Consider the following 23,631-nt stretch of genomic DNA (forward strand, 5'->3'; position numbering starts at 1 on the left):
GAGTGAGGCGAAAAATTTAGATGCTATTTAAATGCTGCCGGAGAGCAGACGACCGTTGATGGTGGTGTTGCTTGAAACGCCGTATTGGCTATAGGTGACCGGCACCGTCTTGCGGCCAAAAAACTCCATGGTGTCCTGGATCCAGTTCAGAGTGGCGCGGAAAAGAAAGGCGTTGCGCCGATTCTCCTGCTGAATTTCCCGGGCGTATTGCTGGTCGTCCGGATGAAGTCGCTCCACCGAATTCAACACGTTGAGCAGGGCTTCTTTGTGGCGGACGTCGGCCATCATGGCGGGCAGATCAAGCGCTTTGGCGTGCTCGCGTTCCGCCTGGATGGTGTCGCGCAACTGAAACAGCAACTCACGAACGGTTTCGCGTTCCATAACGTCAACCCTTTCCATAACGTCAACCCTCAACCAAGAATTTGAGCAGGCTGGATGCGACCTTGTTCAGGTCCGGCTCATACTGGCCGTTGGCAACTTGGGCCTTCAATTCCTGCACCCGAGCGGCGCGTGCGGCGTCTTCGGTCGATCCGGCTGATTGGGCAGCAGTTGCGCCCTGCAGCGCCGACGAAAAAGAGACGCTTTCCTTGCCTTCGGATTTTGACGATTTCTGCGTCTCACCGGCCTGGCCGATTTTGTTGAGACCACCAATCTGTCCCATGCCTCGCACTCCAAAAAATTCCACAGTCATCACGTTCACCTCAAGGAAAATGTATCAGGCTACAGCCTTTGATTCCGCTGCCCAGTCATCGAGTTTTTTCATCACCGCATCGTAGGTGTCGTAAGAGATGTCGGGCAACCAGTCGCCAAAGGCTTTTTTGGCCTCGGCAAATCCCTTGTCAATCCCTTCCTTGATTGCATCAATGCGCGACGGATCGCCTCCGGCAACTCCAACGGCGAATTGAAAAATTCGGTCGGATGTCTGCTCCACGCCAAAGTAACCGTTTTCGCCGATGAGGTCTTGCGCTTCTTCGGGAGTGACGGCAGTGAGATCGATTTCACTTTCGCCGACGGCTATCTTGGTGTTGATGCCCTGTTCCTGCAGCAGATTGGCCACCAAACTCCGCAACATCCCGTATTTGGATTCGTCGCTTGCACTCAGTTGCATGGAACCAGTGTAGGTGACGGCCAAGGTCGATTCGCTGCGCAGGCTGATCGTGTCCGACGAAGTCGTCTGCGAGTCTGCCGATTGCACGGTCGAAATTCTGGAGACGTCCACACTTGTGCTCTGGTGGGCAAGAAGCGTGCTGTGAGTCTGGTTGTTGCTGATATTGCTGACCATTTTTCTGCCTCCGTGCAGTGTTTGCGGGCCATCCTGGCTCGATTTAACAAGAATTTCTCCTTCCTGTTAGTTCTTTATCGGACGCGGCCGCGAAAAACTTTACAAAAAAAACGCTCTTTTTTTTAAGGAAGATGAGCAGCCGTAAAGTTATTTGGCGGGGGGCAGTTTCTTTTCCATCTGGCGATACATCTGCTCGGCCAAACCTATGCTTTGTTTCTGGGATATTTTGGTGGCGATTTCCTGGTCCAGCATGTCCTGATACATCTCGGAGGCGTTGTTTTCTTTAAATAATTCGCCTTCGGGCACGGTTTTGCGCATGGCTTTGAACATGGACTGGATGAAAATGGCTTCAAAGTCCTGGCAGGATTTCTTCAGCGCCTTTCGGTCCTTGGGCAATGATTGGGTCTCCGAGGTCTTTGCCGTAGCGAGCAGGACGTTGGAATCAAGATTCGTTTTCATGGGTGCAACCCTAAAAAAAAATGCAGCTCGTTTTAAAGGACGACCAGTTCGCCTTGCAGGGCGCCTGCCGCCTTGATGGCCTGAAAGATGGCGATCAGGTCGCGCGGGGTGGCGCCGATGGCGTTCAAGGCTCTGGCTACTTCACCAAGATTGACGCCCATGGGCAGCACCACCAGATTGCCTGCATCCTCGGTGGCGGTGATCGTGGTTTGCGGGGCGGCCACGGTGGCGCCGGCGGCCAGCGGGTTGGGCTGGGAAATGTTGGTCGACTCGGTGATCACCAGATTGAGGTTGCCGTGCGACACGGCCACCGTGGCGATGCGAACGTCCTGCCCCATGACAATGGTGCCGGTGCGTTCGTTGACCACAATTTTGGCCGCTCGATCCGGCTCGACCTCAATGCTTTCCAGGTCAGAGATAAAGTTGACCAGATCGCCTTTAAGCCGAGTGGGTTTGGTCACCTTGACCGAGCGTGAATCCATGGATTGGGCTGTTCCGTTGCCGAAATGGGCGTTAATGGCCTCGGCAATGCGGGATGCGGTGGTGAAATCGGTGTCGCGGAGTTGATAGAGCAGGTCTCCCGAGGGGGGCAGGGCAAAATCAACCGCCCGTTCAACAATGGCCCCGCCGGCGAGCATGCCCGAGGTGGGGAAATTTTTCTGGGCCTTGGCCGCCTTGCCGCCAAAGGAAATGCCGCCCACCGCCAGCGGCCCCTGGGCCACGGCATAGGTGTTGCCGTCCGGCCCTTTCAACGGGGTCATCAGCAAGGTGCCGCCGGAAAGGCTTGAGGCGTCGCCGATGGAGGAAACCTGGATGTCGATGGCCGATCCCGGTCGGGCAAAGGGCGGCAGTTGAGCGGTGACCATGACGGCCGCCACATTGTCGGTTTTCATCTGTTTAAAGACGTCTTCCGGGATGGCCATGCCCATGCGTTTGATCATGTTGATCATCGCCTGCTTGGTAAACACCGATTTTTTAATGTCGTCGCCGGTGCCGTTGAGACCAATGACCAACCCGTAACCCATCAACTGGTTGTCCCGCACGCCTTCAATGTCGGCCAGATCCTTGATGCGGGTCGCAAACCCCGCCCTTGGGGCAATGCAGAAAAAAACAAGCGCAAGGGTGATGATCCAACAGAACCGATGTTTCATGTTCCAATACCCTGATGATCCATAAAAGCGACCCATTAAAACGGCCAGGTGTTGTCAAAAATTCGCATCAGCCAACCCGGTTTTTGCTTGTCGGAAACCGCTCCCTTGCCGGTGTACGAAATCTGGGCGTTGAGAATGTTGCCGGAATCCACGGTGTTGCTGGCAGTGACGTCGTAAGAGCGAACAATGCCGGTCAGGTAGATGATCTGATTTTCGTTGTTGACGGTCACCGATTTGCCGCCTCGGATTTTAAGATTGCCGTTGGGGTACACCTCGACCACCTGGGTGGTCAGGGTGGCGGCCAAATTTTCCGAGCGGGTGGTTTTGCCGCCTCCGGAAAATTTATTACTGGAGGAGGCTTCAATCAAAGCTGCTGGATCAAGGTTGCTGTTTCTATCCGCCACCGATTGTTCCAATCCGAAAAAAGAGGAAATGCCAGCGGAAATACTGGACGAACGATCCGTGTCTGTGGAGGCCTCCTTGGAGGCTTTTGCCGTTTCCTGGATGATGACGGTGACGATGTCTCCCACCCGGCGGGCCTTGATGTCGGCCAGCCAGTTGCCTTCATCGCCGTTCCACAGGGTGCCGGGCGATTGCGGTTTGGCGTCGGCCGCCACGGGTTCTTCGAGCGGTTCCGGAACAGCCGCCGTCTCCTGGGTGCGGGGGGCGCACCCGCCTGCAGTCAGCAGCGTGATCGCCAGCAACAGGGACGCCGCTGCCCGCGTCCAGCCGGCCAAGTCAATATGTGGCGACAATGCGCGGGCAAATGCCGCGTCGCGCAGAATGAAACGCATGATTAAAACTCCACGGAAACCATGCCGGGTCCATCGACCCGACAGTGAATCAGCTTGTTGGAACTGATGTTTTTGACCTGGATCATCTCGCCCAGACGACCGTCGGTTTTGGCCAAGCCGCTGGTGGAAAGCTGCATGGCCCCTTTGCGCGCCACAATTTTGACCATTTCGCCCGACTTGACGATCGTCGGCATGGCTATGTGTGCTTCCTCAAGCGGCGTCCCGGCATTGACCGTGCGGGCGACCTGCATGCCCAGAAGCTGTTCCTTGGCGGTAAACGGTTTTTGCAGCCCGCCGATGTCCAGTTTCTGCATGACGATGCTGTTCTCGGAAATCACGTCGCCTTTGTGCAGGGTGACGGCGGCGGTCGCCACCTCGGCGACGACCTCGAGCCGACCGCGCACAACACAGGTGGTCGCCGGCTTGTCGTCCACGGCAAAGGCGATGGAAAAGCTTGAGCTGCCCAGGATTCCAGGCCGCGAAGGCGTCACCTTCCAGGTCAATTTTCCGGCCGGCAGGGTCACTTCTTCAGGAGCCCGCAGGGAGGTGAACCGGATTTCCGTTTGGGGCAGGGAAGCGCTGTTTTCCTTGAGGAACTGGTCAACAATAGCCTGCAATTGTTCCTGTTTAACGCGATTGCCCTTGCGCTGCACGACAATGCTTTGACTGCCCTGCCAGTCTACGTCGGCCACTTCCGGGCGGTTGCGCAGCGAGTTGATCACCGAGACGGTGTACAACTCCTTTGATTTGCCTGGGGCGGGCGAGGACGCCACCGGCAGTTGGGCAACGGCTTGGGCCTCTTCCCCGGCCGGTTTGATCACCGCGATGTCGCCCAACACAATGCGGGGCCCGGCGACGCTGGCGTTGGCCTGGAAATTGACCGAGAGCTGAGCGTATGCCTCCACCGGAAGCAACAGCGCCAAGAGGAGAAGAAAAAACCGTTGATTCAATCCATTACACCATGTTGGTGACGGTTTGCATCATTTCGTCCGAGGTCGTGATCACATTGGAGTTGATTTCATAGGCCCGTTGGGTGGTGATCATCTGGGTCATCTCTTCAACCAGGTTGACGTTGGAATTTTCCACATATCCTTGGAGCAGGGTGCCGATGCCGTTGGTTCCCGGCGTGCCGACTAGGGCTGTGCCCGAGGCCTCGGTCTCGCGGAAAAGGTTGCGGCCGATGGCGATCAGGCCGGAGTCGTTGACGAAGTCCACCAGATCAATGTTGCCCAGTTCGGTGGAGGTGGTTTCGTCGCCGAGGATGGCGCTGACCACGCCGGTTTCACTGATGGTCACCTCGCGGGCGTCTTCGGGGATGACGATCTCCGGTTCAATGGTGTACCCGTCGGAGGTGGTGATGCGGCCCTCGCCGTCCAGTTTCAGGTTGCCGGCTCGGGTGTAGGCGGTGTTGCCGTCGGGCAGGTTCACCTGAAAGAATCCGGCGCCCTCAATGGCCACATCCAGGGTGTTCTGGGTCTGAACAATGTCGCCCTCGGTGAACACCTTGGTGATGGCGGCCGGCTTGACGCCCAGGCCCACCTGGATGCCGGTTGGCGACTTGGTGTCGGCCGAGGTCGGACTGCCGGGCACTTTCATGATTTGGTAAAGCAAATCCTGGAAATCGGCGCGGCTTTTTTTGAAGCCGGTGGTCGACACGTTGGCCAAATTGTTGGCAATGACGTCCATGTTGAGATTCTGGGCCGACATGCCAGTGGTGGATGTCCAGAGTGAGCGCATACTGTGTGCCTCGCGTGTGATGCTTGTGGAGTCTCGGCGCGCCGCCGTTCGTCGTCGTTAGTCGTCGTTAACCGACCGAGCCGAGTTCGTCTTGTTTCTCGCCGAGTTTGGAATAACTCTCGATGACCTTGTTGTGCGCCTCAAAGGCCCGCTGGGTGGAGATCATGGCCGTCATCTCCTCAATCATGTTGACGTTGGAGGTTTCGAGATTGCCCTGCAGCACCCGAAATTCATCCAGGGGCTGATCGCCGCCTTGTTCCAGCTTGTAGAGGGCGTTGCCGGCCTTGATCAGTTTGTCCGGTTCGGCAACGGCAAACACCTGCACCCGGCCGCCGGCCAGGACGCCGTTGACCGAAATGTCTCCGGATTCGGCAATTGAGATGTCTTTGCCCTCGGCCGTGTCAATCTGCAGCGGATTGTTGCCTGCGCCAAGGACATTGAGCCCGTCTTCGGTCTTGATCATGCCGTTTTCGTCGATCATCAACCGTCCGGCGCGGGTATAGAAGGTTTCCTGTCCCTTCTGCACCTTGAAAAACCCTTCGCCGTCAATGGCCACATCCAACGGCCGATCAGTGGTTTGCATGCCGCCCTGACTGAAATCAACGCCAATCTTGCGGATGCGCGAATAATTGATGCCCCTGGCCTCAGCGGTCTGCTTGGTTCCGCGCAGGATGGCGGCAAAACTGATCCGGTCTTTTTTGAATCCCGTGGTGTTGACGTTGGCCAGATTGGCGGCGAGGTTGTCCATCGCCTGTTCTCTGGCCACCGCTCCACTGAGGGCGCTGTATTTTCCCGATACCATGCCGTCTCTTTGCGTCGTGCTTGAAGTTGTAGGGTGTTGTTTTTCTTGTCGGTTGCCCGGGCCGCTTTCTTAACGCCGAAATGCAGTCGCGGCCCTGAGGCGTTTGCCGGGCTGTTGTTGCGCGCTTGCCGCTTCAGCGGCCATACTGCGCCATGCTGCTCAGACTGAGCAATTGACCGGCTTCAACCCTGGAAATGCCAAGGACGGTTGCGATCTCCTCGACGTTCATGCCCTGGGAGGCCAGTTTGCCCAGGATGCGGTATTTTTCCGGGGCCTGTTTGTCAATTCTGGCCAGATTTTCCAGGCGGGGCCGCTGGAGATCGGTGGTCAGGCTGGCCGTTTTGAGGGCTGCGCCAAAGGCTGCCCTTTCCGCTTCAAACCCTTGGTCGTTGAGGGCCGCCTCGATCTTTTGCTGCAGCGTCAGAAGACGCTCGTTTGCCGCCTGGGTCTGGGCGCGTTGTCGTTTGACGATCAAAAGAACGGCAAGCAAGCTGGCGGCGACCATGCAGGCGCCAAGGACAAGCGGTATGGATATTGGCATGGGGGCCCACCTCGCTAAGGGGCAATCACGGTTCGTAGAGTTCAGAGTTGAGCAGTTTGACCCGCAGTTTAATCAGCGCCTGGCTGTGCAACTGCGACACCCGGCCCTCAGAGACGCTGAGCACCTCGGAGATCTCTTTCTGGGTCAGTTCTTCGTAGTAGTAGAGCGCAATCACCAGCCGCTCTTTTTCCGAGAGTTCTTCCAATACCTCGGCCATGAGCCGGGTCATTTCGGCTTTTTCGATGATCTCAGGGGGCATGGGCCCGCCCACGTCTTCCAGGCTGTCGAGGAAACTGCGTCCTTCTTCCGAGTGGTCCAGGGTCTCGTGGAGACTGACGCAGCCCAGATGGCTGACCTGCCCCAGCAAATCATGGTAGTCGTCAATGCCCATGGTCAATTCGTTGGCCATTTCCGCCTCGTCCGGCGAACGGCCGAGCTGCCGTTCCAGCCGCAGCATGGTCTGGGTCAACTGGTTTTGTTTGTCGCGCATGGAGCGGGAAAACCAGTCGAGCTTGCGCATCTCGTCAAAAATGGCGCCGCGCACCCGGTATTCGGCAAAGGTCTTGAACTTGACGCCCTTGGTCGGGTCATATTTGTTGGCGGCGTCGACAAGACCGACCATGGCGGCGCTGATCATGTCTTCCTTGGTCATGAAGCTCGGCACCTGGGGAGTCATGCGCTGCACCACCAGCTCAACCAGCGGCATGTTCTCCCGAATCAGTTGGGAGCGGTCATCCAGAGGCGGTACCGGAGGAAACATAGTTATCATCTCGTGTTGGCCTGCCTGTCGTATGGGCGGCGGCGATTATTTGCCGCCGAATTCCAGCAATCGTTTCCAGAAAAACTGGATCGACCCCTTGGGTTCTATGTTTTGCGGTTCCTGGACAATGGTCCGCGCCAGGGCTTCAAAGGCGTGACTGGTTTTTGAATCCGGAAACAGCTGCACCAGAACCTGCTGTTTACGGATGGCGTCCACCATCAATTTGTCTCGTGGAATCGATCCGATATAGTCGATGGAGATGTCCAGGTAGCGGTTGGCGACCATGGTGAGCTTGCGGTAGACGTCCAGGGCCTCTTCTTCGCTTCTGATGAAATTGACGATCAGGTTGAAATGCTTTTCGTGATACTGGTTGGAGAGCAGTTTCATCAAGGCGTAGGCGTCGGTGATCGCGGTCGGGTCGGGCGTGGTCACCACCAGAATTTCCTGGGCGGCGGTGTTGAAATAGGTGACGTTTTCGGAAATGCCGGCCTCGGTGTCGATGAGCACGAAATCAAAATCATTGTTCATCGTGTCGAGCGCTTCCAGCAGCCGCATTTTCTGTTCGGAATCGAGCCGGGTAAAACGCTGCACGCCCGAGCCTGCCGGGAGAATTTTGATGCCTTCCGGTCCGTCGGTGAGGATTGCTTCCAGGTCGTGTTCGCCGGTGAAGAAGTGGTTGAGGTTGTGGCCCGGCGCCAGGCCAAACACCACGTCGATGTTGGCTAGGCCAAGATCGGCGTCGAGGATCAGCACGCGTTTGCCCATACGGGCCAGCAACACCGCCAGATTGGCCACCACCGCCGTTTTGCCGACGCCGCCCTTGCCGCTGGTCACGGAAAAGACGCGGGTGGCGGTCTGTCCGGTTCTCGCCTCGGTCGGTTCGGGACTGTTCATGGCCCGCAGGGTGCCGGCCTGGTCCGTGGGACGTCCTTTTGTATCAGCCATGGGTCAGGTTTCCGTGGTCGTTCATGATGAGATCGGCAATTTCCGTTGGCGAGGGCGCAAGCAGGTCTTCGGGAACCCTCTGGCCGTTGGTGAGAAAGGAGATCGGGGTGTCGTTTTTGTAGTGAATGTTGAGCAGCACGCCAAGTTGGTCGCATTCGTCGATCTTGCTGAAAATGAAATTGCTGATCGGCAGGATGGAAAAACGCTTAATGGTTTCTTCGATCTCGCGCTCCCTGGTGGTGGCGGAGAGCAGCAGGTTGTTTTCAATCCCCAGCTGGGGGCGGAGAAAGGCGGCCAACTCCTGGATGTCCAACCCGTTTCTTGGACTGCGGCCGGCGGTGTCGATCAGCACCAGGTCGAAGTCGCGGAATTTTTCCAGGGCCTGCTCCAGTTCGCGGGGTTTGATCACCACCTCCACCGGCAGGCGCATGATTTCGCCGTAGACCTTGATCTGCTCGACCGCGGCGATGCGATAGGTGTCGATGGTGATCAGGCCGATCCGACCGCCGAAGCGGCTGAGGGCGTGAGCGGCGATTTTGGCAAGCGTCGTGGTTTTGCCCACTCCGGTGGGGCCAATCAGGCTGATGCGCCGTTGTCGGCTCGGCCGGCCGTCGAGCAGCGTCTCAGTGGTGAACAGTCGGGCAATGGCCGTCTTGAGAATCAGGGTCAGGTCGGCGCTGTCGAGATTGCGCGCCTTTTCGATGGTGTCGCGGGTAAACCGGGCCACCACCTGGGCGGTTTCCTGATTGATGCCGTAGCCGGTCAGGTAGCCGATCACCGGGTCGCCCGCGCCGGCGTTGCCGCCCACGCCAGCGGGCGCGGCAAACTCGGGTTCCACATACGGCCTGCGCAGGGTCGCAGGGTCAATCCCGGTGATCCGGTTGGACAGCCCTTTGACGATGTTGCGCAGCTCGGCCAATTCGTTGTGGATGTCCTGGCTCGCAGGGGCGGGCTCCGGTCGGTAAGGCGACGGCGCCGCCTTGGGTTCCGGGCTGTTGCGCGCCCAAATCTCCTCGTAGGAGATGTCGTCCTGACGCGGCGCGCGTTCCGCCCAATCGCGCCGTTGTTCGGGCGCCTGCGGCCGACGTTCGGCAATCGGGGGCTGACGCTCGGCAACCGAGGGCTGACGCCATTGCTGCCGGGTCCCGTATCGCGGTTCGGCAGGCGCTGCCGATTCCTGCCAACCGTTGTCAACGGCGGCGGTGATCTCCATCATCGGTTTGCCGATCATGCCAAACTTGCCGCTGCGGATGGTGCGGGTGGAGAGAATCAGGGCGTCCGGGCCCAACGCCTCCTTGACCATTTTCAGGCCAGTGGCCATGTCTTTTGCTTCAAAGACCTTAACTTGCATTGATGGTCACCGTACCGATGGATTGAATGCGGATCTGCGAGGTGATCTCGTTATGCGACAGCACTGCCAGATTGGGGAAATAGCGCTCGGTCAGGCGGCGGACATGCGGCCGGATCTGCGGCAGCACCAGCAACACCGGCTGCTGGCCGCCGGCAAGCGAGGTGATCAGGGTGTTGATGTTGTCGAGGATCTTCTGCGCCGTCTTGGGGTCCAGGGCCAGGTAGCTGCCGCGTTCCCGGTGTTGCACGGCGGCCTGGACGGTTTCTTCCACCTTGCGGTCCATGGTGATCACCGGCATCACGCCGTCGGCTTGCACATGGGCGGCGGAGATCGAGCGGGACAGGGCGTGGCGCACGTACTCGGTCAGGATGTCGGTGTCCTGGGTTGCGGTGGCGTAGTCGGCCATGGTTTCCAGAATCGAGCGCAGATCACGGATTGAGACGCCTTCGCGCAGCAGATTCTGCAGCACCCGCATGACGTTGCCCAGATTGAGCACATGGGGCACCAGCTCCTCGACCAGCTTGGGATAGCTTTTGGCCAGATTGTCGATCAGGGTCTGGGCCTCCTGACGGCCGAGCAGCTCATAGGCGTGCTTCTTGATCACCTCGCTGATGTGGGTGGCCATGACCGTGATGCAGTCGACCACGGTGTAGCCGGCGATCTGGGCGCGCTCGCGTTTGTCCTCGGTGATCCAGATCGCGGGCAGATCAAAGGCCGGCTCCTTGGTGGGCAGCCCCTTGATGGTTTCGGTCACCAGACCGGGATCCATGGCCATGTAGTAGCCGGGCATCATCTCGGCGGTGGCGATGTTGACCCCTTTGAGATTGACTGTGTACTGGTTGGGGTTCAACTGCAGATTGTCTTTGATGTGCACCGGCGGCACGATAAAGCCGGTGGTAAGGGCAAACTGCTTGCGGATCGATTGGATGCGGGCGAGCAGTTCGCCGTCCTGGGCCGCGTCGACAAAGGGGATCAGGCCGTAACCGACCTCAAGCTCGATCAGGTCGACATTGAGCATCTTTTCGTAATCCTGATCGGGTTTGACCACCGGTTGCGGCCGTTCGATCACGGTTTCCTCGAGTTGCTTGGCCTCCTCGGCCCGATCCAACCGATAGGCGGTGTAGGCCAGCCCGCAGGAAATAACCAGGAAGGGAAGAAAGGGCATGCCGGGAATCAGAGCAAAGCCAAGTAGAATTGCCGCCACCACCCACAGGGCCTTGGCATAGCGGGTGAACTGGGTTTTCAGCTCAGCGCCGAAATCGTCTTTGCCGGACGAGGAGCGGGTCACCAGCATGCCGGCGGCGGTGGAGATGATCAGGGCTGGAATCTGGCCGACCAGACCGTCGCCCACGGTGAGAATGGTGTACACCTTGGCGGCGTCGCCAATTTCCATGTCTTTTTGCAGCACCCCGATGATAAACCCGGCGCCAATGTTGATCAGGGTGATGATGATGCCGGCAATGGCGTCGCCGCGCACGAATTTCGAGGCGCCGTCCATGGCTCCGTGGAAATTGGCCTCGTTGGCGATCTCCTCGCGGCGTTTGCGGGCCGTGGCCTCGTCGATCAGGCCGGCGTTGAGGTCGGCGTCGATGGCCATCTGTTTGCCCGGCATGGCGTCGAGGGTGAAACGGGCGGCCACTTCGGCGATGCGGCCGGCACCCTTGGTGATGACGATGAAGTTGATGAGCACCAGGATCACAAAAATAACCAGACCCACCACATAGGAGCCGCCGACCACGAATTGGCCGAAGGCCTCGATCACCGAGCCGGCCGCGTCCATGCCCTCGTTGCCGTGAAGCAGAATTAGCCGGGTGGAGGCGACGTTGAGCGACAGCCGGAAGAGGGTGGTGACCAGCAGGATGGAAGGAAAAATCGAGAATTCAACCGCTTTTTCGGTGTATAGACTGATGATCAGAATCAGAATGGCGATGGTGATGTTGAGCGACAGGCAGAGGTCGAGGATTATCGCCGGCAGGGGAATGATCATCAGCATGAGAATGCCGATCAACCCCAGCGAGGCCATAATGTCGCTGCGCTGAAGCAGATCCTTGAGGCTGATCCGGCTCAGCAATGTTTGCGCCCCTGTTGCTTCCATTATCTCCTACCTTTCAGCGAATACACATAGGCCAGAATCTCTGCCACGGCCTTGAACATTTCCTCCGGGATCGACTGGCCCACCTCAACCTTTGAATGCAATAATCTTGCCACTGGTGGGTTCTCAACCAGGGGGATGTCGTGTTCACGGGCGATTTCACGAATCTTTTCCGCCACCAGTTCCTGGCCTTTGGCCAGAACCAGCGGCGCGTCCATCTTGCCGGCTTGATATTGAATGGCCACCGCGATGTGGGTGGGGTTGGTGATCACCACGTCGGCCTCGGGCACGGCGGCCATCATCCGCCGTCGCGCCATCTGTTGCTGGATGGAACGGATTTTTGACTTGATGTGCGGATCGCCCTCGGTCTCCTTCATTTCCTCCTTCTGTTCCTGTTTGCTCATCTTCATCTTTTCCTCCATCTCCCAGCGGATAAAGGCGTAGTCAAGAATGGCGAGCACGATCATGATCGCCGCCACCTTGGCCATAACCAGGGCCGCCGTCTTGGCCAGATAGAGAACAGTGTGTTCGACCGGCATTTGCAGCAGCAACAGGGCCTGGCCAAATTCGCCTTTGACCGTCTTGTAGGCGACCCAGCCGATCAGGCCGACTTTGAGCAGCGATTTGATCACCTCAACCAGCGAACGCTTGGAGACAAAACGGGCCATGCCTTTGATCGGATCGAGCTTGGCCAGGTCCGGCATCAACGGTTGGGTGGTGAACAGCCAGCCGATCTGAAGGAAGGTGGCGAAGAACCCGACGACCAAGACCACCAAAAACAACGGCGCCAGGGCCATGGCCAGACCTGCGCCGATATAGTAGCTCAGTTGCATCAGCGAGAGGGTGGTGATGGCGTATTCGCCGCTGTCGCGCCAGAGCGCAGTCATCATTTCCCGGATCTGCTCCCAGAATATGGGGGCGAAAAAGATCCAGAACAACAGCAACAAGGTGAACATCGCGGCCGCCTGCACTTCCCGGCTTTGCGCCACCTGGCCTTTTTTGCGAAAATCGGACCGGCGTTTTGACGAGGGGGATTCGGTCCGTTCCCCGGAGGAACTTTCTTCAGCCATGGGTTACTGCTCCGTGCCGCGCCTCGCCTTGAGGGGGAGGAGCAGGATGGGGGAGGGAATGGGGTCAGGAAGAGGGCGTACGAGGCGTTGTTAGCAAAATGCGCACCTGAAACCAGGGGGCCTGTCGTATGGCTAGAGGTGCCTGGGGAGCGCAGATGCTGTATTTATTTGAGTAATTGCATAATGTTAAGGATGTTCTCGGGCATAGTGTCAAATTCGCGACGCAGAACAGCGAAGGTGGCTCCGAGTGTCAGGCTCATGACAAGGAAGGCAATGCCGATGTTGAGCGGAAAGGAGAGCATGAAGACGTTGAGCTGCGGAAAGACGCGGGCCAGGATGCCGAGCACCAGGTTGGTGAGCAGGAGCAGGGCCAGCACCGGGGCGCTGAACTTGACGCCGAGGGCAAACATCTGACTGGCCAGCCGCATCAGTTCCAGCACCGCTCCATGGGAAAAATCGAGCAGTCCGGGGGGAAGCAGGACGTAGGATTCGACGATGGCGCGGAAGAAATAGTGATGCACGTCCAGGGTGAGAAAGGCAATCAGGGTCAGGATGTTGACGAACTGGCTCATCAGGGACAACTGCTGCGTGGTTTGCGGGTCAAAGATGTTGGCGGCGGCAAAGCCCATCTGGTAGCCAATAACCGTGCCGCCAAAGCTCACCGCAGCAAAAACCATCTGCGACACCAGGCCGATCATTGCGCCCAGCAACACTTCGTTGACGATCAACAAGCCCAGTCCGGTCATGCTCAGAGTCACCTTGGGCGTATAGGGGGCCATGGCTGGAAAGAGCAGCAGGCTGGTCATAACGGCCAGCCCGATCTTGATCTGTCCAGACATCTGAATGCCGGCAAAGGCGGGAATAACCGCCACCAGGGCAATCACCCGGGCCAGACAGAGAAGAAAAGTCTGGAACTGCTGCAGGGGGACAAGGGCCAAGTCCATTGTCGCGGCGCCGGGGGGCCTTTAATGCCCGACCGTGGCAATCTGGGAGATGATGCCGATGGTGAAGGTGATCAGCAGCTCCATCATCCAGGGGCCGAAGAACAGCAGCGCGACAAAAACGCCGACAATTTTAGGGATAAAGGTCATGGTCTGCTCGTTGATCTGGGTGGCGGCCTGGAAGATGCTGATCACCAGACCGATCACCAGGGCCGCGATCAACATCGGGGCCGAGGTCAGAAGCACGGTTTCGATCGCTTGTTTGCCGATGTGGACAACGTCTTCCTGAGTCATGGCGTTCCTTGCGGGGAAAAAGGGGGGGCTTAGCCGAAACTCTTGATCAGCGAGCCGACAACCAACTGCCAGCCGTCGACCAGGACAAAAAGCAGCAGCTTGAAGGGCAGGGAGATGACGATTGGCGGCAGCATCATCATCCCCATGGCCATCAGCACGGAGGACACCAGCATGTCGATCACCAGAAAGGGGACATAGATCATAAAACCCATCTGGAAGGCGCGCTTGAGTTCCGAGAGCATGAAGGCCGGGATAAGGATGGTGGTCGACACCGCTTTTTTATCGGCCGGCTGTTCTTCCTTGGTGATGTCGATGAATAGTTGCAGCTCGCTCTCCTGAACCTGGGAGAACATGAATTCGCGCATGACCTCGACTGATCGTTCCAAGGCCTGCTGCTGGCTGATTTTTTCCTGCATGTAGGGTTGTAGGGCCTGGTTGTTGAGAGTGGTGAGGGTCGGGGCCATGACAAAGAAGGTGAGAAACAGGGCCAGCCCCAGCAAAACCTGGTTGGGCGGGGTGTTCTGGGTGCCCATGGCCTGGCGGACAAATCCGAGCACAATCACGATGCGGGTGAAGGCGGTGGTCATCAACAGGATCGCCGGCGCCACGGTGAGAATGGTGAGAACAAAGATCACCTGGAGGGCGGTGGACACCTCGGCCGGGGTGTTGGCCGCTTTGACGCCGAGGGAGAGGGTGGGCAGGTCAATGGCCAGGGCCGTTGCCGGCGCCAGCAGCAACGCCAAGCCCAGCCAGCAGCTTGTCCGCTTCATTTGCTCTCCGCCAGCAGCGCGGCAAAATCCGGTGCGTCGGGGGCGGCGTTGGTCGACACCTCCGCCAAAAGGTGGATGCCGGCCGGACTGAGCCCGAGCAGATACTCCCTGCCGCGCACCTCGACCAGGGCCAGGGTTGTTTTGGGCGCCAGCGGCCGCAGTTCAACCACCGTAATGGCCTTGCCGCCGATTTTGCCCAGCAGCAGACGTTTGCGGGCCAGGGCGTAAAGCGTCAGGATCAGGCCAATCACCACCAGCAGGGCCCAGCCCGTCTGCAGAGCGGCGGCGGCCAGGGAAGGCGGTTCGGCGGCCCAGGCTGAGACGGGTGCGGCAAAAAGGAGGGCGAGCGCGAGCAGCCGCATGGTCAGCCCAGATTCTCGATCCGGTCCGACTGACTGACCACCTCGGTCAGCTTGATGCCGAACTTGTCGCCCACCTTGACGGCCTCGCCCCTGGCAATGAGCCGCGAATTGACGTAGAGGTCCAGCGGTTCTCCCGCCAGTTTCTCCAATTCAACCACATAGCCTTCGCCCATCTGGAGCAGATCCTTGAGCAGAATCCGCGCCCGGCCGACCTCCACCGAAACCTGCAGCGGCACGTCGAAGAGGAATTCCAAATCCCTGTTTAAGCTGCTCTGGCTGGCGCGGATGGGCGCGTCGGACTGGTGTTCCTTTAACAATTCCGCAGTCTCCTCGGGATTGAGGGTGTTGGATCTCTCGTCCATACCGTTAGGCGCTGCCATGGATGCCTCCTAATCTGTTGCTGTAACGGCCGGTGATGTGAAAGGCCTTTTTGCCGTTTCTTTCCCCAGGGATGGCAAGAAAAAGCGGTTGTTCCTCGACCAGGACGGTCAATGGTTGGTCGGGATTGTAATGCAGGTCAACAATGTCGCCGGGCTGCAGGGTAAGGATCTTGCGGATGGTCATGTTGATCAGTCCGGAACGGGCGGTGACCTGACTTTCCATTTCCAGGGCCTCGTGGGCAAAGATTTCCGTCCAGGTGTTGGTGGCGGCCTGGGTGATGGTGACCAGGGCCTTGAATTTTTCCCGCAAGGGTTCAAGGGTGAGATAAGGGATGATCAACCGCATTCGGCCGCAGAGTTCGCCTGACAACCGAATGGTGAAATGGGTGACCAAAACCTCAACGTCCGGCTCAACGATGCTGACCAGCCGGAAATTATTCTCCACCTTGGCCAGTTGGGCTTGCAACTCCACCACCGGCCGCATGGCATTCATCAACTCGTTGCAGATGTCGGTCATGACCGTCCGCAGGATGGCCATCTCAATGGTGGTCAGGTTGCGGTCCAGGGCCAGCGATTCGCTGGTCTGGGAGGAGCCGAGCATGATCTCCAACAGGGTAAAGGCCATGAGAGTGTCAAAATGGAACAAGCAGCCGTGCTTGAGGGGGGAAATGCTGTAAATGCCGACTGCGCCTTGACTTTTCAGATCGATCAGGCTCTGCTGGAAATTGGTGGTGGTGATCTCTTCCCGATCCACCGCAAAGCTGCGTTGCAGGGTGTTGGTGAGGCTGGTGGTGAATCTGCGGGCAAAGTTGTCCAGGATGATGTCGAGGTTGGGCACGCGCATCTCGCCGCTGCCCCGGGTTCGTTCGTAGGTGCGGAAGAGATCGACCTCGGTGGAGTGCAACTGGCGCCGGCTGCGGGACTGGCCGTTTTCCACCAGTTCGGTCGAAACCTTGCCCGACTTGATGGCCGCCAGCAGATCGGCAATTTCTTCCTTGGAGAGAATCGGTTCCACAGTGGTCACTGCACCACAAAGTCGGTCAGATAGATGTTGTTGATCTTGCCGGTTTTGAGGAAGGAGTTGATCTTGCTTTTCAGCTCGGCTTTGACCTGGTTTTTGCCCTGGATATCCTGCAATTCCTCAAAGGTTTTGTTGCCGATGAGCAGGAGAATGGCGTCCCGGATCTGCGGCATCCGTTTGTTGACCTCTTCAAGGGTGGCTTCTTTGTCCAGTTCCAGGGAGAGCGCCGCCTTGACGTAGTGGGGCGTGTCCTCGCCGATGATGTTGACGACAAAGTCTTTGATCTCCACCATGGGGCCGATATTGGCCTCTTCCGGCACAGGTTTGATCAGCGCCGCCGCCTTGCTCTCCTCTTCCTGTTTGCGTTTCATTTCTTCTTGCTTTGGTTTGTGGACAAGAAAATAATAACCGCCGCCGCCGGCGGCCAACAACACAACCAGCGCCGCCACGATAATAATGATCAGCTTTTTTTTGCCGCCTTTTTTGGGCTCTTCTTTTTTCTCTTCTTTATCCGCCATGATTGTATCCTCTAGGGCCGCCGTTTAGAACGGAATGGGCGTGGAAGGTTTATTGTCTTGTTCAACCGGACGGTCGCTGCGGAGAATGAAATCAACCCGTCGGTTTTGCACCATGTTTTCCGGCGAGGTGTTGGGAACGAGCGGCCGCGAGTCGCCGTAACCGGTGGCGGACATGCGGTCCAGGGCAAAGAGTTCGCCCCGGTGATAAAAACTCATCACCGCCACCGCCCGCGCCACTGAAAGATCCCAATTGGACGTTTTGCCCCCGGCCACCGGGGTGGCGTCGGTATGTCCCTCAATCCGCATGGTCATCGGCAAAGGCCGGATGATGTCGGCAACTTTACGCAAAATCGGATACGAGGCCGGGTCGAGCGTGGCCTTGCCGGCTTCAAAAAGGACCGAGTCATGAATGCGCAGAATGATGGAATCGTTGTCCCGTTGCACCGCTTCCACTTGGGCGTCGAGTTTGGTCATTTCCAGGTCGCTCTTGATCCGTTTGAAATGCTGAATCGGCGACTGTCTGGGAATAGGGGTGAATTTTGATTTGGGCGGCGAGGGCAGCACCGGGATGGAAAACGGGACCGGCGCCGCTTTGGTGCTCCAGCCAAAGGCGTCTTCAATCGAAGATTTCGCCTGGACGAATTTGGTCGGGTCCATACTGGCCATGGTCAGCAGGAGGACGAAAAAGGTGAGCAGCAGGGTCACCATGTCGCTGTAGGTAGCCATCCACATCGGCAGGCCGGGAGGTGGGCAATCCGGTGGTTTTGCCATGTCAACTCCTTGGTTTTATTTAAAGACCGATTCGCGTTTCTTCGGGGCCAGGTAGGTGTGCAGTCGCTGTTCCATCACCCGTGGGTTTTCGCCGGAAAGGATCGAGTCCATGCCTTCGGCAATCACTGTTTTTTGCAAAACCTCGGTGCTTGAGCGAGCCTTCAGTTTGCCGGCCATGGGAATGAAGAGGATGTTGGCCAGCACTGCGCCGTAAAAGGTGGTGAGCAGGGCAACGGCCATGGCCGGTCCGATGGCGGCTGGGTCGCTCATGTTCTGCAGCATCTGCACCAGACCGATCAGGGTGCCGATCATGCCCATAGCCGGACCAATGGCCCCCATGGTGTTGAGGATCTCTGAACCGTAACTGTGCCGGGCCGCGAGGTTGTCAATGTCGGTCATGAGAATAGCCTTCAATTCAGCCGGTTCCTGCCCGTCCACCGCCATCTGCAGGGCCTTGACCAGGAACTTGTCTTCTATGGCGTCGATTTGGTCCTGCAGGGAGAGGATGCCGCCTTTGCGCGCCTTGCCGGCAAAATCGAGCAGCTGAGCAATCAGTTTGTTGGTGTCCGGCTCTTTGATCAGGACGGTTTTTTTGACGATAGAGATCACGCCGATGATGTCGGCCAGGGGATAGTTGATCAGGGCCACGCCGATTGAACCGCCGAAAACGATGGCCACCGAGGGGATGTCGACAAAAATGCTTAGAGGACCACCCAAAAGGATGGCCCAGACCATCAGGCCAAAGGAGAGAACGATACCGATTATGGTTGCTATATCCACGCGTGTATTCCTTTACAAGCAGGGGAATGGAGAAAACGCCGAACCCGATGAACCGGATGGACTGAGTGTACCTAAAATCCAAATCAATGGCAAGTTTGCAAGTAAAATGCCAGGGGTAGCCCTGCGGATGAAATAGCGACGAGATAAAAGAGGGGATGGAACTGCGCCAAATGGCGCACAAGAGAACGGCTGCATGGATCGGGTGATCCATGCAGCCGGTGTCGGAATGTTGACTTGGGGGAAATCAGCGCTTGAGATTGATCAATTCGCTCAGCATCTCGTCGACCGTGGTGATAATCTTCGAATTGGCCGAGAAGCCGCGTTGGGTGGTGATCATTTTCACAAACTCCTGCCCCATATCGACGTTGGACTGTTCCAGCGAATTGGTAAACACTTTGCCTAGCTCTGGTCCGGGAAGGCCGGTGCGGATTGTGCCAACCTCGGCAGGGGCGGTATACCGATTGGCGCCTGCCAGTTTTAACGCGCCTGGATTCTGAAACTTGGACAACACCAGTTGCGAGATGTTGATCTGGCGACCGTTGGAGTAGGAGGCCACCACGACGCCGTCGCCGTTGATGGCGACGTTGGTCAGTTCGCCGGCGCTGTAGCCGTTTTGGTCCCGGCCAATGACGATGGAGCTGCTGTCATATTGGGTGCAGTCGAACCCCAGGGTAATGTTGGTGGGATCCGCGCCATTGCCCCAGGTGAGGGGGCCAATCAATGTGGTGAACGGATCAGGCAGGCCGTCTCCATTCGTATCAGGCGCTTTGCCCACGGAATCAAAGGTCATGGCCTGATTGCCTGCGGTGGTGGAGTCAAAATCCAAGATCGATGTGAGTGTTGTCACGTCGTTGTCGACGGTGTAGGAGGCCTCCCAGGTGTTGGTCAGGTCGTCAGTCAGCCTCCAGTAGACTGTGATCAGGTGGGATTCCCCAAGAGAATCGAAAATTTCACCTGAAGCTGAGTAGTTGTAGGTCGTTTTGTCGGTCGGGTCGAGCGTAACCGCCGCACTGATGGGAGTGGAGTTTTCATCCAGGTTGCTGGTAAAGGTCAGTTCGGTGGTCGGGTTGGCTTCGATGAGCCCTACATTGGCCACTTGGATGTCGGTGGGATCGGCAGGCAGCAGTTCGGTGTTGTCGAGCGGATCAAACGCTTTGCCCTGCACCCGTAATCCTTCAGGATTCACCAGATAGCCGTCTTCATCAAAGCGAAAGGCGCCGGCCCGACTGTAGTAGGCGGTGTCGTTGCCCTCTTCCTTAAGGACAAAAAAACCATTGCCCTCAATGGCGACGTCGGTGTCGGAAGAGGTGGTTTCAAAGGTGCCCTGACTGAAAATATTGTCAACCATGGAAAGGCCTACGCCGCGTCCGACCTGAGAACTGCCGCCGGAACCAAAGACGTTGCTGGACAAAAGATCGGAAAAAATAGTGCGCGACCCTTTGAATCCCAGGGTGTTGGTGTTGGCCAGATTGTTGCCGATAACGCTCATGGCTTGGGAATTGGTGTTGAGTCCGCTGACTCCGCTGAACATTGCACTTTGGATGCCCATAACAACCTCCTGAGTGGTTGGTCTGAATTGGATAATTGGGTGGTGACGTACTCTGAAAAGACGGCGTTTCCATGCGGCGGCAGCCGAAACACCTTCTTTTCTCAATTATCCCCGAGCCATCCGTTGCGTCAGAGATGTTCTTGCCGCGCCCTTGATTTCCCGTGGCGCGACGTGGAGCTTGTGCAGCTCCCCTTGCATGTGCGGCGTCCGTGCCGCGGTGTTGTTGATTTTTTGTGTATTTTTTTACCCGTCGCTGTCGGCCAAGGCGCTTTGCGTGCTGTCGTAAGCGCCGTGAATGGCTGAAATCGCGTATTCGCCCAATGCAGTGACGATTTTTGCCTCACTGCCGCTCAGGTCAATGCCGGTAACCTCTGAGCGCACCAAGGGGGAGACGCTTGCGCTTGCGGTTGTGCCGTTTTTGGCGCTGATTTGGATGGAATAGGTGCCCGGATCAAGCGCGGTTCCGCTGCTGTTTTTCCCATCCCAGGTAAGGAAATGGTTGCCTTCGGAAAGATCGCTGGCCGAAAGTGTGGCCACGGTTTTTCCGTCGCTGTTTTTAATCAGCAGGTCAACGTCGGTGACCGTGCCGTCGACTTTGTAGCCGATTTCCACCGACTCCTTGCTGAACGTAAATTCGGAGTTTTCAACCACCACGTCCTGGCCGATCAGCGTAAGCGCCGAGAGCCGTTCGGAATTGTTTTGGGCCGTAGCGAGCTGTTCCATTGAATCGTTGAGATTGAATAATTGCTCCAGTTGGCTGTATTGGGCCAATTGGGAGGTGAACTCGGTGGCGTCGGCAGGGTTGAGCGGATCCTGATTCTGCAACTGGGCCACCAGCAGGGTGAGAAATTGATCCTGCCCCAAGGCGCTGGTTTTAGAGCTTGAGGTGGTTGCTGTGTTCGACGAGGTGTTGGTGGTCCCGGCAACGGTTGTCATCGTATTTCTCCTGGGTCAGGCAAGGACGCTGAGGGTGTTGGCGGCGGAGAGATCTTCTTCGGCGCTTTCATCGATGTCCAGCGTGAAAACCGGTTGGTTGATTTTGCTGGCCGCAGATCGACCAGGTTGGCGCCAAGCGTTGTTCTCCTGGAAGCGTTCGCCGCCGGCGTTGTCGTTGGCGGCAATCGTCACATCCACCTGCTGCAGATTAAGCCCCTGTTGCTCCAAGGCTTCCCGCAACCGAGGCAGATGGCGGTCGATCATTTCCTGGGCTTGGGGATTCTGGGCGATGATGTGGGCCTTGACGTTGTCCTGCTCCACCTTGATCTCCATTCGCAATTCGCCGAGTTCCTGAGGATAGAGCCTGAGGTTGACGGTGCCGCTTTCCAGGCGCTTGTTCATGGAAAAATGGGCGATCATCTGGTCGACAACCGTGCCTTCAGGAACAACCGTTCCGTTGGGCAGACGGTAGAGCGACGATTCGGTCGAGGCGACGCTGGAGGTGAGTTGGCTTGTGCTGCGCTGATGAGCAAAGATAAGGGATTGATTTTCCTGGCCAGCGCCGGATTGTCCCTTCTGCAGGGCCAACTGTTCGGCAGTCGCTTGCGCATCCACACCGCTGGCCTCTGCGGTTTTGATCAGTTCATTCTGTTGGTTTTGGGCGGCGTTGTCCGTTTGCTGGTTGCCGCCCTGATCGGTGGTGTTTTTGGGCGCTTCGTTGGGCAGACGGGAGTGGATATAGTTATTGTTGAGGTCCAAGCTCTTGGTTTCCGCGCCGGTTGGGCCAGTCTTTCCGGGGCTGGAGGCGAGCAAGTCTTCTTCAGTTTCTCCGGTCTGATGGATGGCAAGGAGCTGGCCGTATTGGTTCTGCACGAGCATAGGGCCGTTTTGCGGCGTGGCGGCTTCTTGCGCCGTGGGGTCTGGCTGGAGTGCTGGCGTGGTTGCGGTGGCTTGCCCGGCACTTTGGCCCGCAATCAGATCGGCAGCGGCTGCGGTGGCCTGGCCGGAATTTTGGCCCGCAATCAGATTGGCAGCAGCTGTGGTGGCTTGTCCAGAACCTTGCCCCGCATCCAGATGAGTGGTGGCTGCCGCGCCTTGCAATAATGGATTGCCGTCGAAAGGAGACAGACTGTTGGCGTTGGCCGAAGGCGTTGCGGTCGCTGCATCGCCGCCTGCGGAGGGTGCCGCAACCTCAGGTGAAATTGCAACTTGCGGCGCGATGTTTTCTTGAACGGCAGGCGCTTGCACGGTTACGGCAGGCGCCTGCACGGTTGCAGTGTGTTCTGTTGGGGCGACAGCGGCGGGGGCTTGCGTGGGTGCGACCGCTCCGGCAGTGGCTCCGACGGTGGTCAAGGCGCTCAGCATGCGGGCAACGGCGGATTCGTTGTTTGGCGCCGAAGCGCTCTTGCCGTTTTCACCTGTCGTGAACTCGCCGGCAGTCGTTACAGTCTCGCGGAAAGTAGGCGGTTGTTGTGCCGCCGCGCCGTTCAGGCTGGTCTCCAATGCTGCGTCGTCGTCGGTGTTCTCGGCCTTTTCGGCCTGATCGAGATCTTCCGCAGCGTGCGGCTGTTCGCCGTTGGCTGCGCTTGTTGTATTTGCCGCGTCTGTCGGCTCTTGATTTGGGGGGGCGCTTTTTTTTGCGTCTGTTGCCCGATTCTCGGTTGCAGTTTTTAAACGAGAGGCAAAAAGACCGTCCTGTCCTGTTTGCGTCGATGAGGTCGCAGCCGGCGGGCTGGCGGTCATGATGTCGACAGGGACAGTGGAGAGAGCTTGCATAGGCTTACCGGGTGTCGAGGGTTGAAAAAGCGGTGGTCAATTTGGCCGCTTTTTCCCGTTCCATATTATTGAGGATTTTGGCGGCGGATTTGGTCTTCATCTTTGCCAGAATGGATATCGCCAGTTGCTGGTCAATGGTCCCCAGGACCACCGCAGCCTTGTCGGCCGTCATTTTTTCATACATCTTGGCGAGTTCCAGCGTCCGCTTCTGCTCTTCCGCCTCCTTTTGCTCGAGAAGTTTCTCGACTTGCACCCGGAGTTGGTTGAGTTGTTCTATCTTCTTATCGACTTCGCCCTCCAATCTCTTTAGTTCGTTTTTTTTGTTCTCCATCTCTTCGCGTTCGCGGGCAAAGGGCGCGTTGCCGCCGGCCTCCAGGGATTCCCTGATGCGCCGTTCTTCCACCGAACCGTATTGTTGCTCCTGTTGCTTGGCAACGGGCGGGTCCGCAGCCCGCACTGCAGACTGCATCGGATTAAAAAAGCAACCAACAAGGGCGAGAAGGACAAGGAAACGTGTATTCATCGAGATGCTCGGGGGCAAGAGAGGGC

General features: G+C 57.8%; 28 protein-coding genes. All 28 read right to left on the reverse strand.

Annotated features, from left to right (window positions below; genetic code table 11):
- Positions 1 to 27 precede the first annotated feature (27 nt).
- A complete protein-coding gene (locus RCH93_RS03875; RefSeq protein WP_306547002.1) occupies positions 28 to 381 on the reverse strand; it encodes a flagellar protein FlgN in 354 nt (117 codons plus the stop codon).
- Positions 382 to 403: 22 nt separating this feature from the next.
- Positions 404 to 691, reverse strand: coding sequence for a flagellar biosynthesis anti-sigma factor FlgM (gene flgM, locus RCH93_RS03880; protein WP_306547003.1), 288 nt, complete (start codon positions 689 to 691; stop codon positions 404 to 406).
- Positions 692 to 715: 24 nt separating this feature from the next.
- A complete protein-coding gene (locus RCH93_RS03885) occupies positions 716 to 1,282 on the reverse strand; it encodes a hypothetical protein (protein ID WP_306547004.1) in 567 nt (188 codons plus the stop codon).
- 147 nt (positions 1,283 to 1,429) lie between these two features.
- Positions 1,430 to 1,741, reverse strand: a complete 312-nt coding sequence (locus RCH93_RS03890; protein WP_306547005.1) for a rod-binding protein — start codon at positions 1,739 to 1,741, stop codon at positions 1,430 to 1,432.
- A gap of 32 nt (positions 1,742 to 1,773) precedes the next feature.
- Positions 1,774 to 2,892, reverse strand: coding sequence for a flagellar basal body P-ring protein FlgI (locus RCH93_RS03895; RefSeq protein WP_306547006.1), 1,119 nt, complete (start codon positions 2,890 to 2,892; stop codon positions 1,774 to 1,776).
- Positions 2,893 to 2,927: 35 nt separating this feature from the next.
- Positions 2,928 to 3,686: a flagellar basal body L-ring protein FlgH gene (locus tag RCH93_RS03900; RefSeq protein ID WP_306547007.1), complete on the reverse strand. Its 759-nt coding sequence runs from the start codon at positions 3,684 to 3,686 to the stop codon at positions 2,928 to 2,930.
- A 2-nt stretch (positions 3,687 to 3,688) separates the two neighbouring features.
- Complete coding sequence (flgA, locus tag RCH93_RS03905; RefSeq protein WP_306547008.1) at positions 3,689 to 4,636, reverse strand: flagellar basal body P-ring formation chaperone FlgA; 948 nt, start codon at positions 4,634 to 4,636, stop codon at positions 3,689 to 3,691.
- A gap of 4 nt (positions 4,637 to 4,640) precedes the next feature.
- Positions 4,641 to 5,423 carry a flagellar basal-body rod protein FlgG gene (gene flgG / locus RCH93_RS03910; RefSeq protein ID WP_306547009.1) on the reverse strand — a complete coding sequence of 261 codons (783 nt, stop codon included), beginning with the start codon at positions 5,421 to 5,423 and terminating at the stop codon, positions 4,641 to 4,643.
- 67 nt (positions 5,424 to 5,490) lie between these two features.
- On the reverse strand, positions 5,491 to 6,225 hold the full coding sequence (flgF, locus tag RCH93_RS03915) for a flagellar basal-body rod protein FlgF (RefSeq protein ID WP_306547010.1): 735 nt from the start codon (positions 6,223 to 6,225) through the stop codon (positions 5,491 to 5,493).
- Between the two features lie 133 nt (positions 6,226 to 6,358).
- Positions 6,359 to 6,766, reverse strand: a complete 408-nt coding sequence (locus tag RCH93_RS03920; protein WP_306547011.1) for a hypothetical protein — start codon at positions 6,764 to 6,766, stop codon at positions 6,359 to 6,361.
- A 25-nt stretch (positions 6,767 to 6,791) separates the two neighbouring features.
- Positions 6,792 to 7,526 carry a FliA/WhiG family RNA polymerase sigma factor gene (locus RCH93_RS03925; RefSeq protein ID WP_306547012.1) on the reverse strand — a complete coding sequence of 245 codons (735 nt, stop codon included), beginning with the start codon at positions 7,524 to 7,526 and terminating at the stop codon, positions 6,792 to 6,794.
- A gap of 45 nt (positions 7,527 to 7,571) precedes the next feature.
- Entirely contained in the window at positions 7,572 to 8,471 is a 900-nt protein-coding gene (locus RCH93_RS03930; protein ID WP_306547013.1) for a MinD/ParA family protein, read from the reverse strand.
- Positions 8,464 to 9,822, reverse strand: a complete 1,359-nt coding sequence (gene flhF / locus RCH93_RS03935) for a flagellar biosynthesis protein FlhF (RefSeq protein ID WP_306547014.1) — start codon at positions 9,820 to 9,822, stop codon at positions 8,464 to 8,466. The genes RCH93_RS03930 and flhF overlap by 8 nt, the downstream gene beginning before the upstream one ends.
- Positions 9,812 to 11,917 carry a flagellar biosynthesis protein FlhA gene (gene flhA, locus RCH93_RS03940; protein WP_306547015.1) on the reverse strand — a complete coding sequence of 702 codons (2,106 nt, stop codon included), beginning with the start codon at positions 11,915 to 11,917 and terminating at the stop codon, positions 9,812 to 9,814. The genes flhF and flhA overlap by 11 nt, the downstream gene beginning before the upstream one ends.
- On the reverse strand, positions 11,917 to 12,984 hold the full coding sequence (gene flhB, locus RCH93_RS03945; RefSeq protein WP_306547016.1) for a flagellar biosynthesis protein FlhB: 1,068 nt from the start codon (positions 12,982 to 12,984) through the stop codon (positions 11,917 to 11,919). The genes flhA and flhB overlap by 1 nt, the downstream gene beginning before the upstream one ends.
- 164 nt (positions 12,985 to 13,148) lie before the next feature.
- The gene (gene fliR / locus RCH93_RS03950) at positions 13,149 to 13,928 is read right to left on the reverse strand and encodes a flagellar biosynthetic protein FliR (protein WP_306547017.1); all 780 of its coding nucleotides are present in this window, start codon (positions 13,926 to 13,928) and stop codon (positions 13,149 to 13,151) included.
- A 21-nt stretch (positions 13,929 to 13,949) separates the two neighbouring features.
- On the reverse strand, positions 13,950 to 14,219 hold the full coding sequence (fliQ, locus tag RCH93_RS03955; protein ID WP_306547018.1) for a flagellar biosynthesis protein FliQ: 270 nt from the start codon (positions 14,217 to 14,219) through the stop codon (positions 13,950 to 13,952).
- Between the two features lie 29 nt (positions 14,220 to 14,248).
- Positions 14,249 to 14,989 carry a flagellar type III secretion system pore protein FliP gene (fliP, locus tag RCH93_RS03960; RefSeq protein ID WP_306547019.1) on the reverse strand — a complete coding sequence of 247 codons (741 nt, stop codon included), beginning with the start codon at positions 14,987 to 14,989 and terminating at the stop codon, positions 14,249 to 14,251.
- On the reverse strand, positions 14,986 to 15,351 hold the full coding sequence (locus tag RCH93_RS03965) for a flagellar biosynthetic protein FliO (RefSeq protein ID WP_306547020.1): 366 nt from the start codon (positions 15,349 to 15,351) through the stop codon (positions 14,986 to 14,988). The genes fliP and RCH93_RS03965 overlap by 4 nt, the downstream gene beginning before the upstream one ends.
- A gap of 2 nt (positions 15,352 to 15,353) precedes the next feature.
- Positions 15,354 to 15,731: a flagellar motor switch protein FliN gene (fliN, locus tag RCH93_RS03970; protein ID WP_306547021.1), complete on the reverse strand. Its 378-nt coding sequence runs from the start codon at positions 15,729 to 15,731 to the stop codon at positions 15,354 to 15,356.
- Positions 15,718 to 16,755, reverse strand: a complete 1,038-nt coding sequence (locus tag RCH93_RS03975) for a flagellar motor switch protein FliM (RefSeq protein ID WP_306547022.1) — start codon at positions 16,753 to 16,755, stop codon at positions 15,718 to 15,720. The genes fliN and RCH93_RS03975 overlap by 14 nt, the downstream gene beginning before the upstream one ends.
- Entirely contained in the window at positions 16,752 to 17,270 is a 519-nt protein-coding gene (gene fliL / locus RCH93_RS03980; protein ID WP_306547023.1) for a flagellar basal body-associated protein FliL, read from the reverse strand. The genes RCH93_RS03975 and fliL overlap by 4 nt, the downstream gene beginning before the upstream one ends.
- Positions 17,271 to 17,294: 24 nt before the next feature.
- Entirely contained in the window at positions 17,295 to 18,041 is a 747-nt protein-coding gene (locus RCH93_RS03985) for a flagellar motor protein MotB (RefSeq protein WP_306547024.1), read from the reverse strand.
- Between the two features lie 15 nt (positions 18,042 to 18,056).
- The gene (locus RCH93_RS03990; protein WP_306547025.1) at positions 18,057 to 18,821 is read right to left on the reverse strand and encodes a motility protein A; all 765 of its coding nucleotides are present in this window, start codon (positions 18,819 to 18,821) and stop codon (positions 18,057 to 18,059) included.
- A 244-nt stretch (positions 18,822 to 19,065) separates the two neighbouring features.
- Complete coding sequence (locus tag RCH93_RS03995) at positions 19,066 to 20,370, reverse strand: flagellar hook protein FlgE (RefSeq protein WP_306547026.1); 1,305 nt, start codon at positions 20,368 to 20,370, stop codon at positions 19,066 to 19,068.
- Between the two features lie 243 nt (positions 20,371 to 20,613).
- Positions 20,614 to 21,306: a flagellar hook assembly protein FlgD gene (locus tag RCH93_RS04000; protein WP_306547027.1), complete on the reverse strand. Its 693-nt coding sequence runs from the start codon at positions 21,304 to 21,306 to the stop codon at positions 20,614 to 20,616.
- 15 nt (positions 21,307 to 21,321) lie between these two features.
- Positions 21,322 to 23,082 (reverse strand): flagellar hook-length control protein FliK, encoded by a 1,761-nt coding sequence (locus RCH93_RS04005; RefSeq protein ID WP_306547028.1) that lies wholly within the window; start codon positions 23,080 to 23,082, stop codon positions 21,322 to 21,324.
- A 4-nt stretch (positions 23,083 to 23,086) separates the two neighbouring features.
- Positions 23,087 to 23,605 (reverse strand): MotE family protein, encoded by a 519-nt coding sequence (locus tag RCH93_RS04010; RefSeq protein WP_306547029.1) that lies wholly within the window; start codon positions 23,603 to 23,605, stop codon positions 23,087 to 23,089.
- Between the last annotated feature and the right edge of the window lie 26 nt (positions 23,606 to 23,631).

Source organism: Desulfobulbus sp. (genome assembly GCF_030824455.1).
Taxonomy (GTDB): Bacteria; Desulfobacterota; Desulfobulbia; order Desulfobulbales; family Desulfobulbaceae; genus Desulfobulbus.